Below are 18,726 nucleotides of genomic sequence, written 5' to 3'. Positions count from 1 at the left end.
GGCCGCGGAGCCGGCCGGCTCGGACCCGTCGCGCCTGCTCACGCTCGACCGGCTGGCGGCGCTGCTTGCCGGGTTTGACGCCGCCTTTGCGGGCAAGGCGCGGCTGGATCTGCCGAATCCGCCGGCGTCGCGGGTGCGCTATGCGTTCCACCACGATCCGGTGCTCGCGTGGCACAACGGGATGCGCGCGTTCATCGCGGTGCTGATCGCCGCGGCGTTCTGGATCGTGACGGCGTGGCCGTCGGGCGCCGGGTTCGTCGCGATCACGGGGGTGGTCTGCGCGCTGTTCTCGACGCGCCCGAACTCGGTGGGCGCCACCGTCGGCTTCCTGAAAGGAGCCGCCTGCGCGGCGGTCGCGGGCGCCCTTTGCAACTTCGTGCTGCTGCCGGCGGTGTCGGGCTTCGAGATGCTCGCATACATCCTCGGCGTGTTCACGATCGGCGCGGGCATCGCGATGCGCCATCCGCGTGCGGCCGGCATCGGCAGCGGCTTCTCGATCTTCTTCTGGAATTTCACGTCGCCGGACAATACGGCGCGCATCGGCGACGCCGCCTTTCTCAATTCGGCGCTCGCCACGCTGCTCGGCATCGCGTTTGGCGCGATGGTGTTCGCGCTCGTGTTCCCCGGCGATCCCGGCGCGAGCCGGCGGCGCCTGCATTGCGCGGTGCGCGCCGACCTCGCACGCATCGCACGCAATCCACGGGCGTGGCCGGCGAGCGCGTGGCTGAGCCGCACGGCCGACCGTCTCGGGCGCGAGCTCGGCTTCGCGGGCCGTCTGCCGGCCACCCTCATCGAGCGCGACCTGCGCGACTTGCTCGCGGCCTGGACGATCGGCGACAGCCTGTTGGCGCTGGCCGAACTGGCGGCGCGCGAGCCGGCGGCGCGCCGTGCGGTCGCGTTGGTGCGGGGGCGGGTCGGGCTCGCGGATTTCGCCCGGCTCGAGCGGGCTTGCGGCGCGGCGGCCCGCGTGCTGCTGCGGCGCGTGACCGAGGTCGACAGCGACGACGGGCGCGCGCTGCTGCGCGGTGTCGTGCTGCTGCGGACGATCGCGGAGACGGCGGCCGCGCATGACGGCTTTCTGCGCGGTCGCCGGGATTGACGGGCTGACGGGTGGAGGGGCAGCGGGGGGCGCGAGCGGCGGCCCGCGCGTCAACTGAGGCGATAGGCCTTGCCGGGCGTCACTTCCGCCGGTAGCGGCTCGCGGTTCAGTTCGAGCAGCGTGCGCTCGATCGTCCGCGTCATGGCATCGAGCGCGAGATGGTTCGGCCCGTCGCCGAACGGTTCGGCGATCGCATGGGCGATCGCGTCGAGCGCGATCAGCGTATAGGCGACGAACACGGTGACGAACGGCGTTGCCGCGCCGATCGAATCGACGAGGCCGAACGGCAGCAGCACGCAGTACGCATAGATCGTCCGGTGCAGCAGCACGTCGTACGAGAACGGGATCGGCGTCGACGCGATGCGTTCGCAGCCGCTCACCATCGCGACGAGATCGTCGAGGCGCGCGTCGAGCATCCACAGTCGCGTATCGGCGAGACGCCCGGCGTCGGCGCGCGCGGCGAATGCTTCGCGCAGTTCGTGAACGATCGCGACCGGCGCATACCGGGCGGCGGCGATGCGCGTACAGGCGGCGCCGTCGAGCAGCGTGCGCAGGTCGGTCGCCGGATCGGTGCCGCGCAGCTGATGCTTCAGCGCATAGACGAACGCGACGACCTTGCGCACGAACGCCTGCCGTGACGCGTCGTCATCGTCGATCGCGCCGTAGCAGAGCGCCTGCGATACCAGCGTGCGCGTGGCGGTCAGCACGCCGCCCCACAGCTGACGGCCCTCGCGGTAGCGTTCGTAGCTCGCGTTGTTGCGAAACCCCGCGAAGATCGCGAGCGTGAGGCCGATCAGCGTGAACGGCGTCGGGTTCAGCGGCACCTTCTCGCCGAGCACGCGGCCGCCGCCCCACACCGCGACGACGCTGATCGCGAGCGTCAGCACGAGTTGCGGCAGGATGGTCGGCAGCACCGACCCGTTCCAGACGAGCAGCATCCGCAGCCAGTGCTCGCGCGGACGAACGATCATCGCCGTGCTCCGTCAGGCGGCGATCGATGCCGGCGCGGCCGCGCGATGCAGCAGCACGGGTACCGACTTCGACGTCGGCGTGTTGCACACGTCGCCGACGCTGTCGAGCGGCACCAGCGGGTTGGTTTCCGGGTAGTACGCGCCGATGCAGCCGCGCGGGATGTCGTACTCGACGAGCAGGAAGCCGTCCGCGCGCCGCTCGATGCCGTCGTGCCACACGGTTTCCATGTCGACCCATTCGCCGGCCTTCAGGCCGAGCATCGCGAGATCGTCGCGGTTGGCGAACACCACGCGGCGCTGGCCGAACACGCCGCGATAGCGGTCGTCGAGCCCGTAGACGGTCGTGTTGTACTGGTCGTGCGAGCGCGTCGTCATCAGCGTCATCAGGCGTTCGCCGTGCAGCGCACGGGCGCGCTGGATCGGCGTGTCGGCGGGCAGCGGGTGTGCGATGAAGTTCGCCTTGCCGGTCGGCGTGAGCCATTCGCGGTCGCGCGACGCGACGCGCAGGTGGAAGCCGCCCGGCCGCGCGATGCGCGTGTTGTAGTCGTAGAAGCCGTCGAGGGTGGCCTCGATCGCGTCGCGAATCTTCGCGTAATCGTCCTTGTAGGCGAGCCAGTCGATCTTGCCGCTGCCGAACAGCGCATGGCCGATGTGCGCGACGATCGCGGGCTCCGACATCAGGTTCGGCGAGGCCGGCTTGTTCATCCCGTACGACACGTGGACCATGCTCATCGAATCCTCGACCGTCACGCCTTGCGCGACGTTGTCCTGCAGGTCGATCTCGGTGCGGCCGAGCGTCGGCAGGATCAGCGCGTCGCGGCCGTGGATCAGGTGGCTGCGGTTCAGCTTCGTCGTGATGTGCACGGAAAGATCGCAGCGGCGCATGCCTTCCCACGTGCGCGGCGTGTCGGGCGTCGCCATCGCGAAGTTGCCGCCGAGGCCGATCAGCACCTTCACGTGGCCTTCGAGCATGCCTTCGATCGTCTCGACGACGTCGTAGCCGTGGTGGCGCGGCGGTTCGAAATCGAACACGTGGCCGAGCCGGTCGAGGAACGCCTGCGACGGTTTTTCCTCGATCCCGACCGTGCGGTTGCCCTGCACGTTCGAGTGGCCGCGCACCGGGCACAGGCCGGCGCCGGGACGGCCGATGTTGCCGCGCATCAGCATCAGGTTCGTCAGCATCTGCACGGTCGCGACCGAATGCTTGTGCTGCGTGATGCCCATCCCCCACGTCGCGATCACGCGTTCGCTGCGCGCGTAGAGCTGCCCGAGGCTGTCGATCTGTTCGTACGGCACGCCGCTTTCGGCGGTCAGCGCGGACCAGCTTTCGTTGCGAAGATCGTCGGCAAACGCGTCGAAGCCGGCCGTGTGCTCGCCGATGAACGCGGTGTCGAGCACGCGCGGCGCACCGGCGGCGCGCGCGGCGTCGTCGAGTTCGAGCACGCGCTTCGCGATCCCCTTGATCAGCGCGAAGTCGCCGCCGATCGTCGGCTGGATGAACGTCGATGCGATCTTCGTGCCCGACATCGTCAGCATCTCGATCGGGCTTTGCGGATCGGCGAAGCGTTCGAGGCCGCGCTCCTTCAGCGGGTTGATCGACACGATCGTCGCACCGCGCTTCGCGCATTCGCGCAGCTCGCCCATCATCCGCGGGTGGTTGGTGGCCGGGTTCTGGCCGAAGATCAGCAGCGTGTCGGCGTGCTCGAAATCGTCGAGCGTGACGGTACCCTTGCCGACGCCGACCGACGGCGGCAGCCCGCGGCTCGTCGCCTCGTGGCACATGTTCGAGCAGTCGGGAAAGTTGTTCGTGCCGTACAGCCGCACGAGCAGCTGGTACAGGAACGCCGCTTCGTTGCTCGCGCGCCCGGACGTGTAGAACGCGGCCTGGTTCGGATCGGGCAGCGCGCGCAGGTGGCGCGCGATCAGCTCGAACGCGTCGTCCCATGCGATCGGCACGTAGCGGTCGGTCTGCGCGTCGTACACCATCGGGTCGGTGAGCCGGCCGTGCTGCTCGAGTTCGAAGTCCGTCTGTTCGAGCAGCTCGGTGACCGTGTGCGCGGCGAAGAATTCGGGCGTCACGCGCTTGCTGGTCGCTTCGGCGGCCACGGCCTTCACGCCGTTTTCGCAGAATTCGAACGTCGATGCGTGCTGGCGGTCGGGCCATGCGCAGCCGGGGCAGTCGAAGCCGTCCGGCTGGTTCTGGCGCAGCAGCGTGCGGTAGTTGCCGCCGGTGACCTTTTCCTTGATCAGGTTGATCGTGACGGCCTTCAGCGCCCCCCAGCCGGCGGCCGGGTGGGTGTACGGTTCGATGCGCGCGGTAGCGAATTTCTTTTTCATGATGCAACGGGTGTCGGGGTCGATGGCCGCAGAGTACGCGCGGGCCCTGTTCGGCTGTGTGTACACCTGTTCGCTTCAAAAAAGAGTACAGTTTCGGCCATTCAGGCAGTGCGGATCGCAACTGTGTTGTTGAAGGGAAGTTGAAAGGGAGGCGCGTGAAGCGTTACGAACAACTGGCCGACGATCTCCAGGCGCAGATCGAGCGTGGCGTATATCGGCCCGGCGAGCGGATTCCGTCGGTGCGGCAGGCGAGCCGCCAGCAGCAGCTCAGCGTCACGACCGTGCTGCGCGCGTACCTCGTGCTGGAAAGCCGTGGCCTGATCGAGAGCCGGCCCCAATCGGGCTACTTCGTCCGTGCGCGCGCGTCGGCGCCCGCCGAGGCCGAACTGCACATGTCGGCGCCGGCGGCGGAACCGTCGGCCGTGGACGTGAGCCGGCTCGTGCTGTCGACGCTGCGTTCGATCGCGCGCGACGACGCTGTGCCGCTCGGCTCGCCGTATCCCGATGCGTCGCAGTTTCCGGTGCAGCGTCTCGCGCGCTATGCGCAGACGATCGGCCGCCGCCGCACCCGCTGGGGCGTGATCGACGATCTGCCGCCCGGCAACCAGGAGCTGATCCGCCAGATCGCGCGGCGCTACGCGGAGCGCGGGATCGCGGTCGAACCCGGCGAGATCGTGGTGACGATCGGCGCGACCGAGGCGATCAACCTGTGCCTGCAGGCCGTCGCGCGGCCGGGCGACACGATCGCGGTGGAGTCGCCGACGTTCTACGCGATGCTGCACGCGATCGAGCGGATGGGCATGCGTGCGCTGGAAGTCGCGACGCACCCGGGTGACGGCATCGATCTCGACGCGCTCGAACGAATCCTCGAACGCGAGCGCATCGCCGCGTGCATGGTGATGCCGAATTTCCAGAATCCGCTCGGCTTCCAGATGCCCGACGCGCGCAAGCGCGCGCTCGTCGAGCTGCTGGCGAAGCACGATGTGCCGGCGATCGAGAGCGATGTCTATCACGAGCTGCACTTCGGCGACACGACACCGAGCGCACTGAAGTCGTTCGACCGCGACGGGCTCGTGCTGCATTGCGCGTCGTTCACGAAGAGCCTGTCGCCGCGCTACCGGATCGGCTGGGCGATGCCGGGCCGCTACCGCGACCAGGTCGAGAAGCTGAAATTCCTGAACACGCTCGCGACGCCCGCGATCGAGCAGCTCGCGATCGCCGAGTACCTGAAGCACGACGGCTACGACTTTCACCTGCGGCGCATGCGCAAGCTGTATGCACAGCAGGCGAGCCTGATGAGCGCGATGGTGCGGCGCTTCTTTCCGGAAGGCACGCGGCTGTCGCAGCCGCAGGGCGGGTATGTGCTGTGGGTCGAGCTGCCGAAGCAGGTCGACGCGATGAAGCTGTATGCACTGGCCCTCGCGGAGCGGATCACGGTCGGGCCCGGGCACATGTTCTCGGCCGGCACCGATTATCGGCATTTCATCCGGCTCAACTACAGCTATCCGTGGTCGCGGCAGATCGAGGATGCGCTGAAGGTGCTCGGGCGGCTCGCGTCGGAGTGCGCGGCGCGGTGAGGTGAGTGCCGCCATGCCTGGCGGCAGGCGGCCGATGGCCGGCCGCCGTGTCGTGCGTCATCCCGCGTGCGGCGCCTGCAGCCCGGCTTGCACGACGCCGGCCATCTGCCGCATGTCGAAACCCGACGGGTGCTGGTACACGCGCAGCCCGAATTCCGGCAGCACCGCGATCAGGTGATCGAACAGGTCGGACTGGATGGCTTCATAGTCGACCCAGGTCGTCGTGTCGGTGAAGCAGTACAGTTCGAGCGGAATGCCTTCGGCCGTGAGCGGCAGTTGCCGCGCCATGCAGGTCATGTCGCGGCGGATGCGCGGATGGCCCTTCAGGTAGTTCGCGACATACGCGCGGAACGTGCCGAGATTCGTCAGCTGGCGGCGGTTCGCCGGGCAGTCGCCGGCCGCGCCGAGCGTGCCGTTCCATTGTTCGATCGCGTCGACCTTGTCCTCGAGATAGTCCTTCAGCAGCGTCAGGCGTTCGAGCCGTTCGATCTCGTCGTTCGAAAGAAAACGCACGCTCGTCGCGTCGACGAACAGCGCGCGCTTGATGCGGCGCCCGCCTGCCTCGGTCATCCCGCGCCAGTTCTGGTAGCTCTCGGTGATCAGTTTCCACGTGGGCACCGTGATGATCGTGTGATCGAAGTTCGCGACCTTGACGGTGTTCAGCGTGATGTCGATGACCGTGCCGTCCGCGCCGGCCGACGGCATCGTGATCCAGTCGCCGATCCGCAGCATGTCGTTCGACGACAACTGCACGCCCGCGACGAGGCCGAGCAGCGTGTCCTTGAAGATCAGCATCAGCACCGCCGACATCGCACCGATGCCGGACAGCAGCAGGCCGATCTGCTTGCCGGTTGCGTCGCCGATCACGACAAGCGCGGCCGTGATGAACATCACGAGCTTGACGAGCTGCATCGCGCCTTTCAGCGACAGGCGCGGCTGGTCGCGCTGGTACGTGCGATGCGCGTGTTCGAGCGCCGAAAGCGTCGCGCTCACGGTCATCGTCACGAGGAACACGATCAGCGCGAACAGCGCCTTGTCGGCGACCTGCGCGGCCGTATCGGGAATGCCGGGCACCGCGCCGAGCCCGAGCTTGATCACGACGAACGGGACGATGCGGTTCAGCCACTTGAATGCGCCGAACTCGAACAGCGCGTCGTCGACGCGCGTGGCGGAAAGCCGCGCGAGCCGCGCGACCACGCGGAACAGCAGGAAATGGACGACGGCGGTGATCGCGCCGGCGGCGGCGAGCAGGATGAGGATGCCGACGAGCGGCGCAAACCAGGATTCGTTCAGGGTCATAGGGGCAAACAGGGGCCTTCTCGTGCGTTGAATCGGCGCCGCGACGCGGCGCGCGCCCGGTGAAGGGCGCATGAAAGGGACCGTGATTGTGCCATCGGGTTCCAGGCACGTCGCCGTGAACGCGCGGCGCGCGGCTCCCGGATCGGCTCACCATTGCGCAGGTCTCCTCTGCAATCGGGTGAGGGCGGGTGACGAAAGCGCGTCACCGCAAGCCGGTGCGCGCGTGGCTTGCCGGATGCGCCGCCGGTTCGTCCGGAATCGGCGCGACGCCGCTGCGGCGGGCCTGCGCGCTTCAATGCGCGTGCACGGCGATCCATGCAATCATGCGGGCGTCGCAGGGTTGTCGACGTGCCGTTCGCCTTCGCGCGCGGGCCATCCGTCGACGGTGAGCGACACGTGCCGCCTTCGCGCACTTGCCATGCGATGCCTGCCGGGGGCACGATGCGCGAACGACTTCGCGAACCACGTCACCCCGTATTCACGCACTTCACGCATGCAAGATTCCAACGAAAGCCGCCCGTCAGGCGTGCGGCTGCTGAAAGGCATCCTCCCGATCCGCCGTGGCGGGGCCGTCCGCGACATTCTCGCGGGCATTTCGCTCGCGTCGATGGACATCCCGCAGGTGCTCGGCTACGCGCGCATCGCCGGCATGCCGGCCGTCACCGGCCTCTACACGGTGTGCCTGCCGCTCGTCGCGTTCGCGATCTTCGGCGCGTCGCGGCATCTGGTGGTGGCCGCCGATTCCGCGACCGCGACGATCTTCGCGAGCCGGCTGTCGTCGATGGCGCCGGCCGGCAGCGCCGAATACGCGGCGCTGGCCGGCATGGTCGCGCTGCTGACCGCCGCGATGCTGCTGCTCGCACGCATCTTCAAGCTCGGTTTTCTCGCCGATTTCCTGTCGCGCACGGTGCTGGTCGGCTTTCTCGCCGGCGTCGGCGTGCAGGTGTCGATCGCGATGCTCGGCGACATGCTCGGGCTGGCCGTGCCGTACCCGGCGTCGCGCAGCCTGGCGCAGCTCGACTACGTCGTCACGCATCTCGTCCACACGAACCGGCCGACGTTCGCGCTCGCGGCGCTCGTCGTCGTCGCGATTCTCGCCGGCAAGCGGTTCCTGCCGCGCGTGCCGATGCCGATGATCGCGGTCGCGGGCAGCATCGCGGCGAGCGGCACGTTCGGATTCGCCGCGCACGGCATCGCGGTGCTCGGGCCGGTCGCGGGCGGGCTGCCGCCGCTGCGCTGGCCGTCCGTCACGTGGCAGCAGTTCCTCGATCTCGTGCCGGTCGCCGCGTCGTGTTTCGTGATGATCATTGCGCAGAGCGCGGCCGCCGCGCGCGTGTTCGCGCAGCAGTATCGCGAGGACGTCGATACCAATGCCGACATCCTCGGCCTCGCGGCCGCGAATGCCGCGGCGGCGGTGGGTGGCGCGTTCGTCGTCAACGGCAGCCCGACGCAGACGGCGATGGCCGACGGCGCGGGCGTGCGCAGCCAGATCGGGCATCTCGCGTTTGCGGCCGTGGTGGCGGTGGTCCTGCTGTTCTTCAGCACGACGCTGCAGTATCTGCCGCATGCGGTGCTGGCCGGCATCGTGTTCACGATCGCGCTCGGGTTGATCAACGTGCGCAGCCTCGCCGCGATCCGCAGGGAAAGCCCCGGCGAGTTCACGCTTGCGCTGGTCACGGCCGTGGCCGTCGTGACGGTCGGCGTCGAGCACGGCATCCTGCTGGCCGTCGCGCTGTCGCTGATGCGGCACGTGCGCCACAGCTACCAGCCGCACACGATGGTGCTCGAACCGGTCGAAGGGAACGGAAGGTGGCAGCCGGTGCCCACGCGGCGGGGCGCGATGACGGCACCGGGGCTGATCGTCTACCGGTTCGGCTCCGACCTGTTTTTCGCGAACGACCACCTGTTCGCCGCCGAAGTGACCGAGCTTGTCGATGCGGCGCCGGTGCCGGCGCGCTGGTTCGTCATCGATGCGGGGGCCGTCACCGACATCGATTATTCGGCTGCGCGTACGCTGACCGATCTCGTCAGGATGCTGCACGCGCGCGGGATCGGCGTGCTGTTCGGGCGTGTCAACCGCTACCTGCGCGCGGACATGGATCGCCACCGGATCACGGAGATCGTCGGCGCGTCGTGCATCTTCCCGACGCTGCACCAGGCGCTCGAGGCCGCCGGCACGACGCCGGCGCCGCAGGAGCCGGGCACCGTGTAGCGTCGGCCCTATGCGGCCGCGCGCAGGCGCGCGAAGCCGTTGCGCAGGTGGCGGGCGAGTTCCGTCGCGGCCGGCGTGTGCTGGCCGCGCGGCAGATGAAGGTTGATCGCGAAGTTCGGCAGCGCGGGCAGGCCGCTGCCGGCCGGCAGGATGTCGAGGTCGGCCGGCACGGTCGACGCGAGCCAGGCGGTGACGGCGAGGTCGGAGCGCACGGTCGCGGTGGTGGCGTCGATGCTGCCGTTCTCGAACACGGTGCGCCACGCGCGATCGCAGCCGCGCAGCGCGTCGAGCACCGTCGGGCGGAACGCGCAGGTCGGCGCGACCATCGATACGGGCAGCGGCGTGTTCCGGTACGCGGTGCCGCCTTTCGCGCCAACCCAGACCAGGCGGTCGACGGCGATGCACTCGCCGCGTGACGGCCCGACCGGCGCCTCGATCAGCGCGACGTCGAGTTCGCCCTGCGCGAGCCCCCGGTGCAGCTCCGGCGACGCCTCACACACGAGCGTGAGCGCGACCTGCGGATGCGCCTGCGCATAGCCTTTCAGGATCGGCGCGAGACAGGTGCCGACGAGATCCTGCGGCGCGCCGAGGCGCACGGTGCCGTCGACCGCGCCGGCCGTCATGTCGGCCAGCAGCGCATCGTGCACGGCGAGCAGCCGGCGCGCCTGCCCGAGCAGCCGCTCGCCGTCCGCCGTGAGCAGCAGGTTGCGGTGCTCGCGGACGAACAGCGGGCCGGACAGCGTTTCGAGCCGCGCGACCTGCTGGCTGATCGCGCCTTGCGTCAGGTGCAGCGCGCGGCTGGCCGCCGTCATGCTGCGATGATCGGCGACCGTGACGAAGGCGCGCAGCAGCGCGATGTCGAGATGACGTGCCATGCGGCGCATTATGAACGCTAATGACAGGCATAAAAAGCTTTCGCTGTCGTAATGGCGGGATCGCGCGTAAAACAGGGCTTCGACGACGCCAACCGGGAGCTTCCGTGCCGTTCCGAGACTACCTGCCGCTGATGCTGTTCGTGATCGTGTCCACCGTGACGCCGGGCGGCGCGACGACGCTCGCCACTGCGTCGGGCGCGCATTTCGGCTATCGGCGTTCGCTGCCGATGATGGCGGGCATCGCGGCCGGCCTGGCGTCGATGGCTGCGGCGGCCGCGGCCGGGCTCGGCGGCGTGCTGCTTGCGCTGCCTGCGTTGCAACTCGTGATGAAGGCGGTCGGTTCGGTGTACCTCGTGTGGCTGGCCGTGCGCATCGGGCGCGGCGGCAAGCCGCGGCTGGATGCCGAGGTGCACCGGCCGCAGGGTTTCATCAGCGGCGTCTGGATGCTTTGGCACAACCCGAAAGGCTGGGCGATGACGCTCGGCGCGGCCGCGTCGTTCGCCGCGCTCGCGTCCGGCCCGGCCCGGCTCGGCATATTGCTCGGGCTGGCGTTCGGCGTGGCCGCGATGGCGTCGCTGTCGCTCTGGTGTTTCGCCGGGCTGCTGTTCGCGCGGGTGTTGCGCACGGAGCGGCAGTGGCACTGCCTGAATGCGGCGCTCGGCGTGCTGCTCGTGATCTCGATCGTGCCGATGTGGCTGCCGTAGCGGGGCGGCCGCACGACACGTGCGGCCGCCCGAAGGTCAGCGCGAACCGGCGCGCGCGGTGCCGGCCGGCTGCCCGCCCGCGCCGGCCGACCACAACGGCAGGCGCAGCGTCGTGACGACGCTTGCCGCGTGCAGCACGCAAAGCAGGCCGAACGCCCACGCATACGCGTTTGCCGGCGTGCCGCCGCCCGCCGCCGATTCGACCTGCAGCCGCCATGCGAGGAACAGCGTGCACACGGTGGTGAACGTCGGGCCGCCGAGACGCTGCACGATATTGAGCGAGGTCGTCGCCATCGGCAGGTTGCGGCGCTCGACCGACGCATACGCGGCGGCAATCGACGGCGCGCCGATCGCGCTCTGGCCCATGCCGCGCAGGAACAGCGCCGGCACGAGCAGGTAAGGATCGTAGCCGGTCAGCGCGAGGAACACGAACGGCAGCGTCGCGGCGAGTGCGAGCAAGGCGCCGGCCGAGGCCAGCCGGCGCACACCGAACCGGCTCGTCAGCGCGCCCATCGACGGATACGTGACGAGCATGCCGAGGCCCATCGGCGCGAGCAGCCAGCCCATTTCGCCGGGCGTGCGCCCGCACGCCTGGATCAGGAACACAGGAATCAGCATCTGGCCCGCGAACAGCGCGCCGTTCGACAGGAACTGCGTCGACGCGGCCGCGCCGAACACCTTGCCGCGAAACAGCGCAAGGTCGATCAGCGCATCGTCGCCGTTGCGCGTCTCGACCCGCAGGAACGCGGCGAGCAACAGCGCCGACACGACGATCGCCGCGATGCCGGGCGCTTCGTTGATCCGCTCGATGCCGTACAGGAACAGCACGAGCCCCGGCGACAGCAGCGCGAGGCCGACCCAGTCGAGCGTGCGCCGTTGCGCGTCGTCGCGGTCGGCGGGCAGGAACCGCGCGGCCAGCGCGAGCGCCAGCACGCCGACGGGCAGGTTCACGAGAAACAGCCAGCGCCACGACGCGTGTTGCAGGATCGCGCCGGCCACGACCGGGCCGAGGATCGGCGCGAGCAGCACGGGCACGGCCGCATAGCCGATCACACGCGCCATCTGCTGGCCGGCGACACGCGCGATCATCATCTGCGCCATCGGCGCGAGCAGCCCGCCGCTGACCCCTTGCAGCACGCGGAAGGCGATCAGCGACGGCGCGGACCATGCGAGCCCGCACAGGGCGGACGTGAGCGTGAACGCGGAGAAGCACCACAGATACAGCGCCTTTGCGCCGATCCGGTCGACGAGCCAGCCGTTCAGCGGCAGCACCAGCGTCAGCGCGAGCAGGTAGCCGCTTGTCACCCACTGGATCGTCGCGAGGCTCGCGTGCAGGTCGGTCGCGAGGCTCGACAGCGACACGTTGACGATCGTCGCGTCGAGCTGCGACAGCAGCGAGCCGAGCGTGGCGACCGCGCCGACCTTCCAGATCGACGGATCGAGCCGGCCGGCCGCGCGGCGCGGCGCCGGCTGCGCGCGTTCGCCGCTCACGCGCCGCGCCGGTCGAGCAGCGCGACGATGTCCTGCGTCGTGCCCGTCTCGCCGAGGCGCGGGAACAGGCGCTCGACGCTGTTCGCATGTGCGTCCGCGTTGAGGTCGGTCATCGCGTCGATGGCGAGCGTGACGTTGTAGCCGAGTTCGTGCGCCTGCCGTGCGGTCGACTCGACGCCGATGCTCGTCGCGACGCCGGCCAGCACGATCTGCGTGACGCCGGCGGCCTTCAGGTGCGCGTCGAGGCCGGTGCCGGTAAACGCGCCCCAGGTCTTTTTCGTCACGACGTGGTCGCCGGGTTGACGGTTCAGTTCGGGGACGAGCTCGGTCCAGTCGGGGGGCAGCGCACCGGTGCGCGCCTGCTGCTGCGTGCGGCCCGGCGCAACGCCGGCGACGTTGACGAGCACCACCGGCAGGCCGCGGCTGCGGAATGCGTCGAGCAGCGCGCGGCTGTGTGCGACCACCGGCTCGACCGGGTGCGCGGTGGGGAGGGCGACGATGCCTTTCTGCAGGTCGATGACGACGAGTGCCGTGTTCGTGTCGAGACGGGTTGCGCTCATGATGGGGGCTCCGTGGAAGGGACGAGAAAAGCCGTGCGCGCGAATGCTGCGGGGCGCGCGGGCCGGGTTCACTGCTCGCCGATGCGGCGGATCAGCGGGATCGCGGCGGCGAGCGTGTCGATGTCTGCGGGGTCGAGCTGCTCGATCGCGGCGCCGAGCCACTTGTGCTTGGCGGCGTTGCGCTTGAGCCGCGCGTCGAGGCCGGCCGCGGTCAACCGGAACAGGATCTGGCGTCCGTCGGTCGGATGCGGTTCGCGCTCGACGAGACCGTCTTCCTCGAGGCTCGCGAGAATCGCCTTCATCGATTGAGGCTTCATCGCTTCGGCGCGCGCGAGATCGGCGGTCGTCATCGGCCCGTGCCGCTGGAGTCGCGCGAGCGCGCTCGTCTGGGACATGCCGAGCCCGTCGGATTCGATCTCGGAGCGGAGCCGGCGGACCAGCTGGCCGACCGCGAGGGTCAGGTCGGCAGCGACGATATCGGCGGAAACGCCGGATTTGCGTGGAGGGTTCATGCGGCGGATCATAGAACACGACAGCTAAACTTGCAAGTTTAGCTGTCGAATTGACCGCCGGATCGAGGTACGGCCGGGTGTGCGGTTACGCGCCGCGGAGCGGGACCGGTACGACCTCGTTGTATCTCGGGGTCGCGCTCTCGTGCAGCAGGTCGCCGAGGTATTGCGCGAGTTCGTCGGCGGCGAGCGCGGACGGAATGTGCAGGTTGGCCGCGCGTCGCTTGCCTTCGGTGCCGAGATCGAACACGGCCCAGCGGTCGTCCTTGCGCACGACGGCGAGTAGACGGCCAAATGCGTTGAAGCGGTATTCGTCGTGCATGGCTGCGCTCCCGTAGGTGACTGCGCCGGCCGCCCGCGCGCTCACTGGATCGAGCAGGACAGCCAGCGATGGATCTTGATGGCATCGCTCGAGACGCCTGCACGCGTCGGTGCGCCGAGCAGCACGACCGTTTCGCGGCGGCCCTTCACACGCATGCGCATCACGACGCCGTGCCCCGACTCGTTGATGAAGCCGGTTTTCTGCAGCCGGATCGGCAGGCGGCGGTAGCGGACGAGCGGGTCGGAATTCACGTACACCAGCTCGCCATCGCCGGGGCGCACGGTGGTGGACGTATCCGTCGAGAAATAGCGGATCAGCGGGTCCTGCGCCGCCGCGCCGACGAGCTTCGCGAGATCCTCGGCCGTCGACACGTTGTGCGGCGACAGGCCGGTCGGCTCGCGGAAGTGCGTATGGTGCATGCCGAGCCGGCGCGCTTCGCGATTCATCGCGTTGACGAACGCGGCGCGCCCGCCCGGATAGTCGCGGCTCAGCGCGGCGGCCGCGCGGTTTTCCGACGACATCAGCGCGATATGGAACATCTCGCGGCGCGACAGTTCCGAACCCACCTGCAGGCGCGAGCCGGTGAACTTGATCGTGTCGCGGTCGCGCGCGGTGACGCGCAGCACGCCGTTCAGCGGACGGTCGGCGTCGCGCGCGACGACGGCCGTCATCAGCTTCGAGATCGACGCGATCGGCCGCACCGAACGTGCGTTGCGCGCCAGCAGCGGCGTGCCGGAGTCGACGTCGAGCACGTAGGCCGCGCGTGAATGCAGGGCATTGACCGCGCGCGGGGTGTAGCCGCAGCTTGCCATCAGGCGCGGTTTCGCGGCGGCCGGGCGCGGGCGGACGGCGGTCGTGCGCTTCGCGCGGCGATGCGGGGCCGGGGCGGCGTGACGCTTGATCGTCTGATGCTTCGCACTCGGGCGACGATGCTTGACCGCCTTGTGCTTGCGGTGGGGTTTCTTCTTGACGGCTTTCTTGTGCGGATGCGCGTGGGCCTGCGCGGTGCGATGCGGCTGCGCGCGCTGCGCGGACGCGTTCGCGGCGAACGCGAGCAGCAGGAACGAGAGAGCGAGGATCAGCGTGGTCCGGGCGCGAGGCACGCGCGCGATGAGGCCGGTCAAGCGAAAGTCTCCTTTCCACGCGCGAGGTGGCGGCGCGGAATGCATGGGCGGTCAGCGGGTGCGGGAAATTATAAGGTCGATCGCGGGAGGATGACGATAGCAGCCGGCCGTCGGCGCGCTGTTTTGCCGGCTGCCGCTGCGGTGCGCCGCGTTTTGCGTCGATATGTCGCGCCGGCGTGACAAACGATGGTACGGCCGGCAAGATGGCGAGCTCATCGTCAGGAGAACCCATGTCACGCCAACCGCACGCGCTGCCCGTGCTGCCGCTTGCATCGATCGACAGCCTGTCCGCGACAGGTGAACTCGTTGCCTTCAACGTCGGCGCGGACGATGCGTTGTACACGGCATTTGCACTGGAATCGCTCGACGACCGGACACGCTCCGACGGCGCTTCGTTCGCGATCACGACACCGTCGGCTGCGCGGCGCTATCGCTTGATTGCGTGGCGGGACGGCGAAACGCTGCTCGATCTCGTCGTCGACAACGAACCGTTCGATATTCACGAGATCCAGCCGGTGGGAGACGATCTGCTGCTGGTTTGCTGTCGATCCTGCTATCGCGGGCCGGACGACTTCGACCTGAACGGCCGCCTCTATCGCCGCGACGGCACGCGTTGCGGAGAAATACTGCTGGGCGACGGCATCCGGTCCGTGCAGGTCACGGACACGGGGGAAATCTGGACATCCTATTTCGACGAAGGTGTCTTCGGCAATTTCGGCTGGGGGGCGCCGGTCGGGGCGTCCGGACTGGTCGCCTGGAGCCGGCGCGGCGAGCTGCTTCATGCGTTCTCGCCGCCCGAGGGGCTGGGCCCGATCAACGACTGTTATGCGCTCAACGTTCAAGGCGACCACGACGTCTGGTTGTATTACTACAGCGAATTCGCGCTCGTCCACTTGCGCGACCGGCAGCCTGTTGCGTCATGGCGTATTCCGGTCAAGGGCAGTCACGCGTTCGCGGTGATGGAAGACCAAGCGCAACACGGTGAATGCGTGGCGCTGTTGTGCGGGGCATACGGCGATCGCGACGTGTTGCAGCTCGTGCGTCCGGGCACCGATGGCCAGGTACGGGTGGTACGCGCGTATCGCATGCTGAATGGTGGCTCGGCGCCCGTGGGTGTGGCACGCGCGGTCGGCCGTGGTCGTGCGCTGTACGTTGTCGGCACGGACGGCAACGTGTATCGGATCGACATGGCGGGGCTTTGCGCGGCCGGTACCGCTTAACGCGGCCAGTTCCGCCGCGACACGACCGCGAAACTGACCGCGATCGACCCCGTTACCACGCGCGGCGGCGGATCGTCGAGCGCGTCGCCGAAGCGAAAACGGCGGCTGCGTCCGTCGCTGCGTTCGGCACGACGTTTCGGTGCACGCGTATCGGCCGCGGCGGCGCGTTCGTTCGCGACGGCCACATCGCACGGCTGGTCGGCCACGCAGTCGGCGGCATGATCGAGGGGCATGACAGTCGGTTCCGGGAAGGGCATGCCCGTATTGAACGTCATTGCATTCGATCGGTAAAATGAATGTTTCAATCGTTACGATTCCTTTTAAGAATGGAATTGAAACTGCTGCGTACGTTCCTGACCGTCACCGAGCTGTGCCATTTCAGCCGTGCGGCCGATGCGCTGCACATGAGCCAGCCGGCACTGAGCAAGCAGATCGGCGCGCTGGAGGCGAGCCTCGGCGGCAAGCTGTTCGAGCGCGGGCGGCACGGCGCGGAGCTGACGCCGTTCGGCGAGCGTTTCCTGCCCGATGCGCAGGCGCTCGTGCGCGATGCCGACGAGATCCTCGCGCGCGCACGGGAGGCGACCAGCGGGCAGCGCGGGCATCTGCGGCTCGGCATTTGCCTGTCGGTGCTGACGATCGTGCCGAAGCGGGTCGCGGAGTTTCGTCGCCGCAATCCGGGCATTGCGGTCACGTTGAGCGACCTGTCGTCGTCCGAGCAGACACGCCGGCTGCGCGCGGGCAAGCTCGATGCTGGGTTTCTGCGCCTGCCGTCCGACGAAGGTTTGTCGTCGTTCAAGGTGATCGACGAGGGGCTCGCGCTGGCGGTGCCGCCGCATCTCGGCTTCAAGCGCGTGCCGGCCGATCTCGACGTGCTCAACGAGATCGGCTTCATCGCGCTGCAGCGTGCGCGGGGCCCGGGGCTCGCCGCGCAGATCGATCGATGGTGCGTCGAGCGCCGCTTCGTGCCGCACGTGACACAGCAGGCCGAGGACGTGCAGTCGGTGCTGACGTCGGTCGCGGCCGGTGTCGGCGTCGCGTTCATTCCGTCGCGCGCGCAGTACCTGCTGCGCGATGCGACAGTGCTGCCGCTCGATGGCCGGGACGCAAAGTGGCGCGTCGGGCTGGCGTGGCGGTCGGATCGCGACGATCCCGTGACCACGCGCTTCGTGTCGTTCATGCGTGCCGCGATCAAGGACGCCTGACCGGCGAAGCGATATAGTCTCCGCAATCGGCGCTGAATGCGCGAACGAATACCTGTCTGCTACGGACCGAACCGATGACCTCAGAATCCGACGAATCCCCGCTCGATCCCGCACTCGTCGCGACGCTCGCAACGCTGAACGACGCCGCGAGCGATCCGGCCGGCAAGACCTGGTCGTTGCCGAAGATCGCGAAACGCACGCAACTGCCGATGAGCACGCTGCGCCGCGTGCTGACGCAGCTCGACGCCGCGGGCCTGAGTACGACGACGCTGAACGAAGACGGCACCGGCAGCGCTGCGCTGACCGACGAAGGGCGCGCCGTGTGCGCGCAACTGTTCGGCGCGAACGACACGCAATGAAAAACGGGCCGCTGGAAGCGGCCCGTCGTCTGGCGGTTCGGTATGCGGTTCCATGCCGCACACCTGCGTGTCACCACCGCACCGTGACGCCGCCCATCACCGAATGATCGTAGGTCTGGTCGTTCAGCCCGCGCCGATAGCCGATGTCGAGATCGAGCCACGGCTTCGGCGAATAGATCGCGCCCGCGATCGCGAATGCGGGATTCGCGCCGGCGCCGCGCTCCGTGTTGCGCGACGTGCCGATGTCGGCCACGATCTGCAGCTTGTCGGTCGCCTTGTAGATCGCCGCGCCCGACACGGCCCAGATCGACGTCAGGTCGCCCTGGCGATTCGGCTGGTACGTCATGCCCGCATTCGCGAGGAACGAAAACCGCGCGACGTCGAGCTGTGCGAGCAGCGTTGCGCCGGCACCCGCGCGGCCGGTGCCGAGCCCGCGCCGGTCGTTGCCGGTCGGCGTCGTCAGTTTCGGCTTCAGCGCGATCGACAGCGGGCCGCGGTCGACGAACCGCCATTTCATGCCGATCTCGACATCGCCGATTCCCGCACCGTTCTCGTCGGTCCGCGTTTGCAGATGCGTGTAAGGCACGTTCACGTAGAGATCGACGCGTTCGCCGAACCCGCGCGTGAGTGTCGCGTTCCACAGCTGGTGGCGGCCGTTTTCTTCCTGTTTCGAGGTTTCCTCGGCGTTGAACTCGAACTGCCAGTTCGCGTTGCCCTGCGTGCCCGTGTCGTCGCTGACGAGCGGATGGGTGGCGAGGGCATCGAACGGCGCGAGGAGGGCGCTCGCGGCTGCGAGCGGAAGCATTCTCTTCATTGCATCACCTGTGTCGTGCATGGCGAGCCGGCCGGCCCACGACGAAGCGCG

At 68.8% G+C, this 18,726-nt stretch carries 18 protein-coding genes; 7 read left to right on the top strand and 11 right to left on the bottom strand.

Annotated elements, in window-relative coordinates; translation table 11 throughout:
- On the top strand, window positions 1–1,099 hold a 1,099-nt coding region (locus ABY44_RS27970), incomplete at its 5' end, for an FUSC family protein (protein WP_431642792.1).
- A 50-nt stretch (window positions 1,100–1,149) separates the two neighbouring features.
- Here the strand turns inward: ABY44_RS27970 and ABY44_RS27965 are convergent.
- On the bottom strand, window positions 1,150–2,070 hold the full coding sequence (locus tag ABY44_RS27965; RefSeq protein WP_060173413.1) for a bestrophin family protein: 921 nt from the start codon (window positions 2,068–2,070) through the stop codon (window positions 1,150–1,152).
- A gap of 12 nt (window positions 2,071–2,082) precedes the next feature.
- Window positions 2,083–4,407, bottom strand: coding sequence for an FdhF/YdeP family oxidoreductase (locus ABY44_RS27960; RefSeq protein WP_060173412.1), 2,325 nt, complete (start codon window positions 4,405–4,407; stop codon window positions 2,083–2,085).
- 155 nt (window positions 4,408–4,562) lie between these two features.
- Between ABY44_RS27960 and ABY44_RS27955 the strand changes: the two genes are divergently transcribed.
- A complete protein-coding gene (locus tag ABY44_RS27955) occupies window positions 4,563–5,984 on the top strand; it encodes a PLP-dependent aminotransferase family protein (protein WP_059650396.1) in 1,422 nt (473 codons plus the stop codon).
- Window positions 5,985–6,041: 57 nt separating this feature from the next.
- On the opposite strand, the gene ABY44_RS27950 is transcribed toward ABY44_RS27955, so the two are convergent.
- Window positions 6,042–7,283 (bottom strand): mechanosensitive ion channel family protein, encoded by a 1,242-nt coding sequence (locus ABY44_RS27950; RefSeq protein WP_060173411.1) that lies wholly within the window; start codon window positions 7,281–7,283, stop codon window positions 6,042–6,044.
- 493 nt (window positions 7,284–7,776) lie between these two features.
- Between ABY44_RS27950 and ABY44_RS27945 the strand changes: the two genes are divergently transcribed.
- Entirely contained in the window at window positions 7,777–9,495 is a 1,719-nt protein-coding gene (locus tag ABY44_RS27945) for a SulP family inorganic anion transporter (RefSeq protein ID WP_060173410.1), read from the top strand.
- A gap of 8 nt (window positions 9,496–9,503) precedes the next feature.
- Here the strand turns inward: ABY44_RS27945 and ABY44_RS27940 are convergent, their stop codons facing one another.
- Complete coding sequence (locus ABY44_RS27940; RefSeq protein WP_027791872.1) at window positions 9,504–10,379, bottom strand: LysR substrate-binding domain-containing protein; 876 nt, start codon at window positions 10,377–10,379, stop codon at window positions 9,504–9,506.
- Window positions 10,380–10,474: 95 nt separating this feature from the next.
- Between ABY44_RS27940 and ABY44_RS27935 the strand changes: the two genes are divergently transcribed.
- On the top strand, window positions 10,475–11,074 hold the full coding sequence (locus ABY44_RS27935) for a LysE family translocator (RefSeq protein ID WP_027791871.1): 600 nt from the start codon (window positions 10,475–10,477) through the stop codon (window positions 11,072–11,074).
- Between the two features lie 36 nt (window positions 11,075–11,110).
- Here the strand turns inward: ABY44_RS27935 and ABY44_RS27930 are convergent, their stop codons facing one another.
- The 5 genes from ABY44_RS27930 to ABY44_RS27910 form a co-directional block, all read right to left on the bottom strand.
- Entirely contained in the window at window positions 11,111–12,565 is a 1,455-nt protein-coding gene (locus tag ABY44_RS27930) for a DHA2 family efflux MFS transporter permease subunit (protein WP_060173409.1), read from the bottom strand.
- Entirely contained in the window at window positions 12,562–13,125 is a 564-nt protein-coding gene (locus tag ABY44_RS27925) for an isochorismatase family protein (RefSeq protein ID WP_027791869.1), read from the bottom strand. The genes ABY44_RS27930 and ABY44_RS27925 overlap by 4 nt, the downstream gene beginning before the upstream one ends.
- 68 nt (window positions 13,126–13,193) lie before the next feature.
- Entirely contained in the window at window positions 13,194–13,649 is a 456-nt protein-coding gene (locus ABY44_RS27920; protein ID WP_027791868.1) for a MarR family winged helix-turn-helix transcriptional regulator, read from the bottom strand.
- Between the two features lie 73 nt (window positions 13,650–13,722).
- Window positions 13,723–13,956, bottom strand: coding sequence for a DUF7661 family protein (locus tag ABY44_RS27915; RefSeq protein WP_060173408.1), 234 nt, complete (start codon window positions 13,954–13,956; stop codon window positions 13,723–13,725).
- Between the two features lie 41 nt (window positions 13,957–13,997).
- A complete protein-coding gene (locus ABY44_RS27910) occupies window positions 13,998–15,080 on the bottom strand; it encodes a serine hydrolase (protein ID WP_060173407.1) in 1,083 nt (360 codons plus the stop codon).
- A gap of 230 nt (window positions 15,081–15,310) precedes the next feature.
- Between ABY44_RS27910 and ABY44_RS27905 the strand changes: the two genes are divergently transcribed.
- The gene (locus tag ABY44_RS27905; RefSeq protein WP_060173406.1) at window positions 15,311–16,300 is read left to right on the top strand and encodes a hypothetical protein; all 990 of its coding nucleotides are present in this window, start codon (window positions 15,311–15,313) and stop codon (window positions 16,298–16,300) included.
- Here the strand turns inward: ABY44_RS27905 and ABY44_RS27900 are convergent.
- The gene (locus ABY44_RS27900) at window positions 16,297–16,575 is read right to left on the bottom strand and encodes a hypothetical protein (RefSeq protein ID WP_060173405.1); all 279 of its coding nucleotides are present in this window, start codon (window positions 16,573–16,575) and stop codon (window positions 16,297–16,299) included. The genes ABY44_RS27905 and ABY44_RS27900 overlap by 4 nt on opposite strands.
- 51 nt (window positions 16,576–16,626) lie before the next feature.
- On the opposite strand from ABY44_RS27900, the gene ABY44_RS27895 reads away from it, so the two are divergent.
- Window positions 16,627–17,502 (top strand): LysR family transcriptional regulator, encoded by an 876-nt coding sequence (locus tag ABY44_RS27895; protein WP_021162050.1) that lies wholly within the window; start codon window positions 16,627–16,629, stop codon window positions 17,500–17,502.
- 74 nt (window positions 17,503–17,576) lie between these two features.
- Window positions 17,577–17,861, top strand: coding sequence for a transcriptional regulator (locus ABY44_RS27890; protein ID WP_027791863.1), 285 nt, complete (start codon window positions 17,577–17,579; stop codon window positions 17,859–17,861).
- A gap of 70 nt (window positions 17,862–17,931) precedes the next feature.
- Here ABY44_RS27890 and ABY44_RS27885 read toward each other — a convergent pair whose 3' ends face one another.
- Entirely contained in the window at window positions 17,932–18,675 is a 744-nt protein-coding gene (locus ABY44_RS27885; RefSeq protein ID WP_060173404.1) for a transporter, read from the bottom strand.
- Window positions 18,676–18,726: the final 51 nt, after the last annotated feature.

Origin of the sequence: Burkholderia sp. ZZQ-2, from assembly GCF_050768715.1 — a bacterium.
In the GTDB taxonomy this organism is placed as follows: Bacteria; Pseudomonadota; Gammaproteobacteria; order Burkholderiales; family Burkholderiaceae; genus Burkholderia; species Burkholderia cepacia.
This window is presented reverse-complemented; position numbering and strand designations above follow the sequence as displayed.

What these genes read in the sequence shown, in the direction of transcription:
- ABY44_RS27965 (WP_060173413.1), bottom strand. Translation starts at nt 2,070, where the DNA reads ATGATCGTTCGTCCGCGCGAGCACTGGCTGCGGATGCTGCTCGTCTGG.
- ABY44_RS27895 (WP_021162050.1), top strand. Translation starts at nt 16,627, where the DNA reads ATGGAATTGAAACTGCTGCGTACGTTCCTGACCGTCACCGAGCTGTGC.
- ABY44_RS27915 (WP_060173408.1), bottom strand. Translation starts at nt 13,956, where the DNA reads ATGCACGACGAATACCGCTTCAACGCATTTGGCCGTCTACTCGCCGTC.
- ABY44_RS27940 (WP_027791872.1), bottom strand. Translation starts at nt 10,379, where the DNA reads ATGCGCCGCATGGCACGTCATCTCGACATCGCGCTGCTGCGCGCCTTC.
- ABY44_RS27885 (WP_060173404.1), bottom strand. Translation starts at nt 18,675, where the DNA reads ATGAAGAGAATGCTTCCGCTCGCAGCCGCGAGCGCCCTCCTCGCGCCG.
- ABY44_RS27920 (WP_027791868.1), bottom strand. Translation starts at nt 13,649, where the DNA reads ATGATCCGCCGCATGAACCCTCCACGCAAATCCGGCGTTTCCGCCGAT.
- ABY44_RS27890 (WP_027791863.1), top strand. Translation starts at nt 17,577, where the DNA reads ATGACCTCAGAATCCGACGAATCCCCGCTCGATCCCGCACTCGTCGCG.
- ABY44_RS27925 (WP_027791869.1), bottom strand. Translation starts at nt 13,125, where the DNA reads ATGAGCGCAACCCGTCTCGACACGAACACGGCACTCGTCGTCATCGAC.
- ABY44_RS27960 (WP_060173412.1), bottom strand. Translation starts at nt 4,407, where the DNA reads ATGAAAAAGAAATTCGCTACCGCGCGCATCGAACCGTACACCCACCCG.
- ABY44_RS27950 (WP_060173411.1), bottom strand. Translation starts at nt 7,283, where the DNA reads ATGACCCTGAACGAATCCTGGTTTGCGCCGCTCGTCGGCATCCTCATC.
- ABY44_RS27905 (WP_060173406.1), top strand. Translation starts at nt 15,311, where the DNA reads ATGTCACGCCAACCGCACGCGCTGCCCGTGCTGCCGCTTGCATCGATC.
- ABY44_RS27900 (WP_060173405.1), bottom strand. Translation starts at nt 16,575, where the DNA reads ATGACGTTCAATACGGGCATGCCCTTCCCGGAACCGACTGTCATGCCC.
- ABY44_RS27945 (WP_060173410.1), top strand. Translation starts at nt 7,777, where the DNA reads ATGCAAGATTCCAACGAAAGCCGCCCGTCAGGCGTGCGGCTGCTGAAA.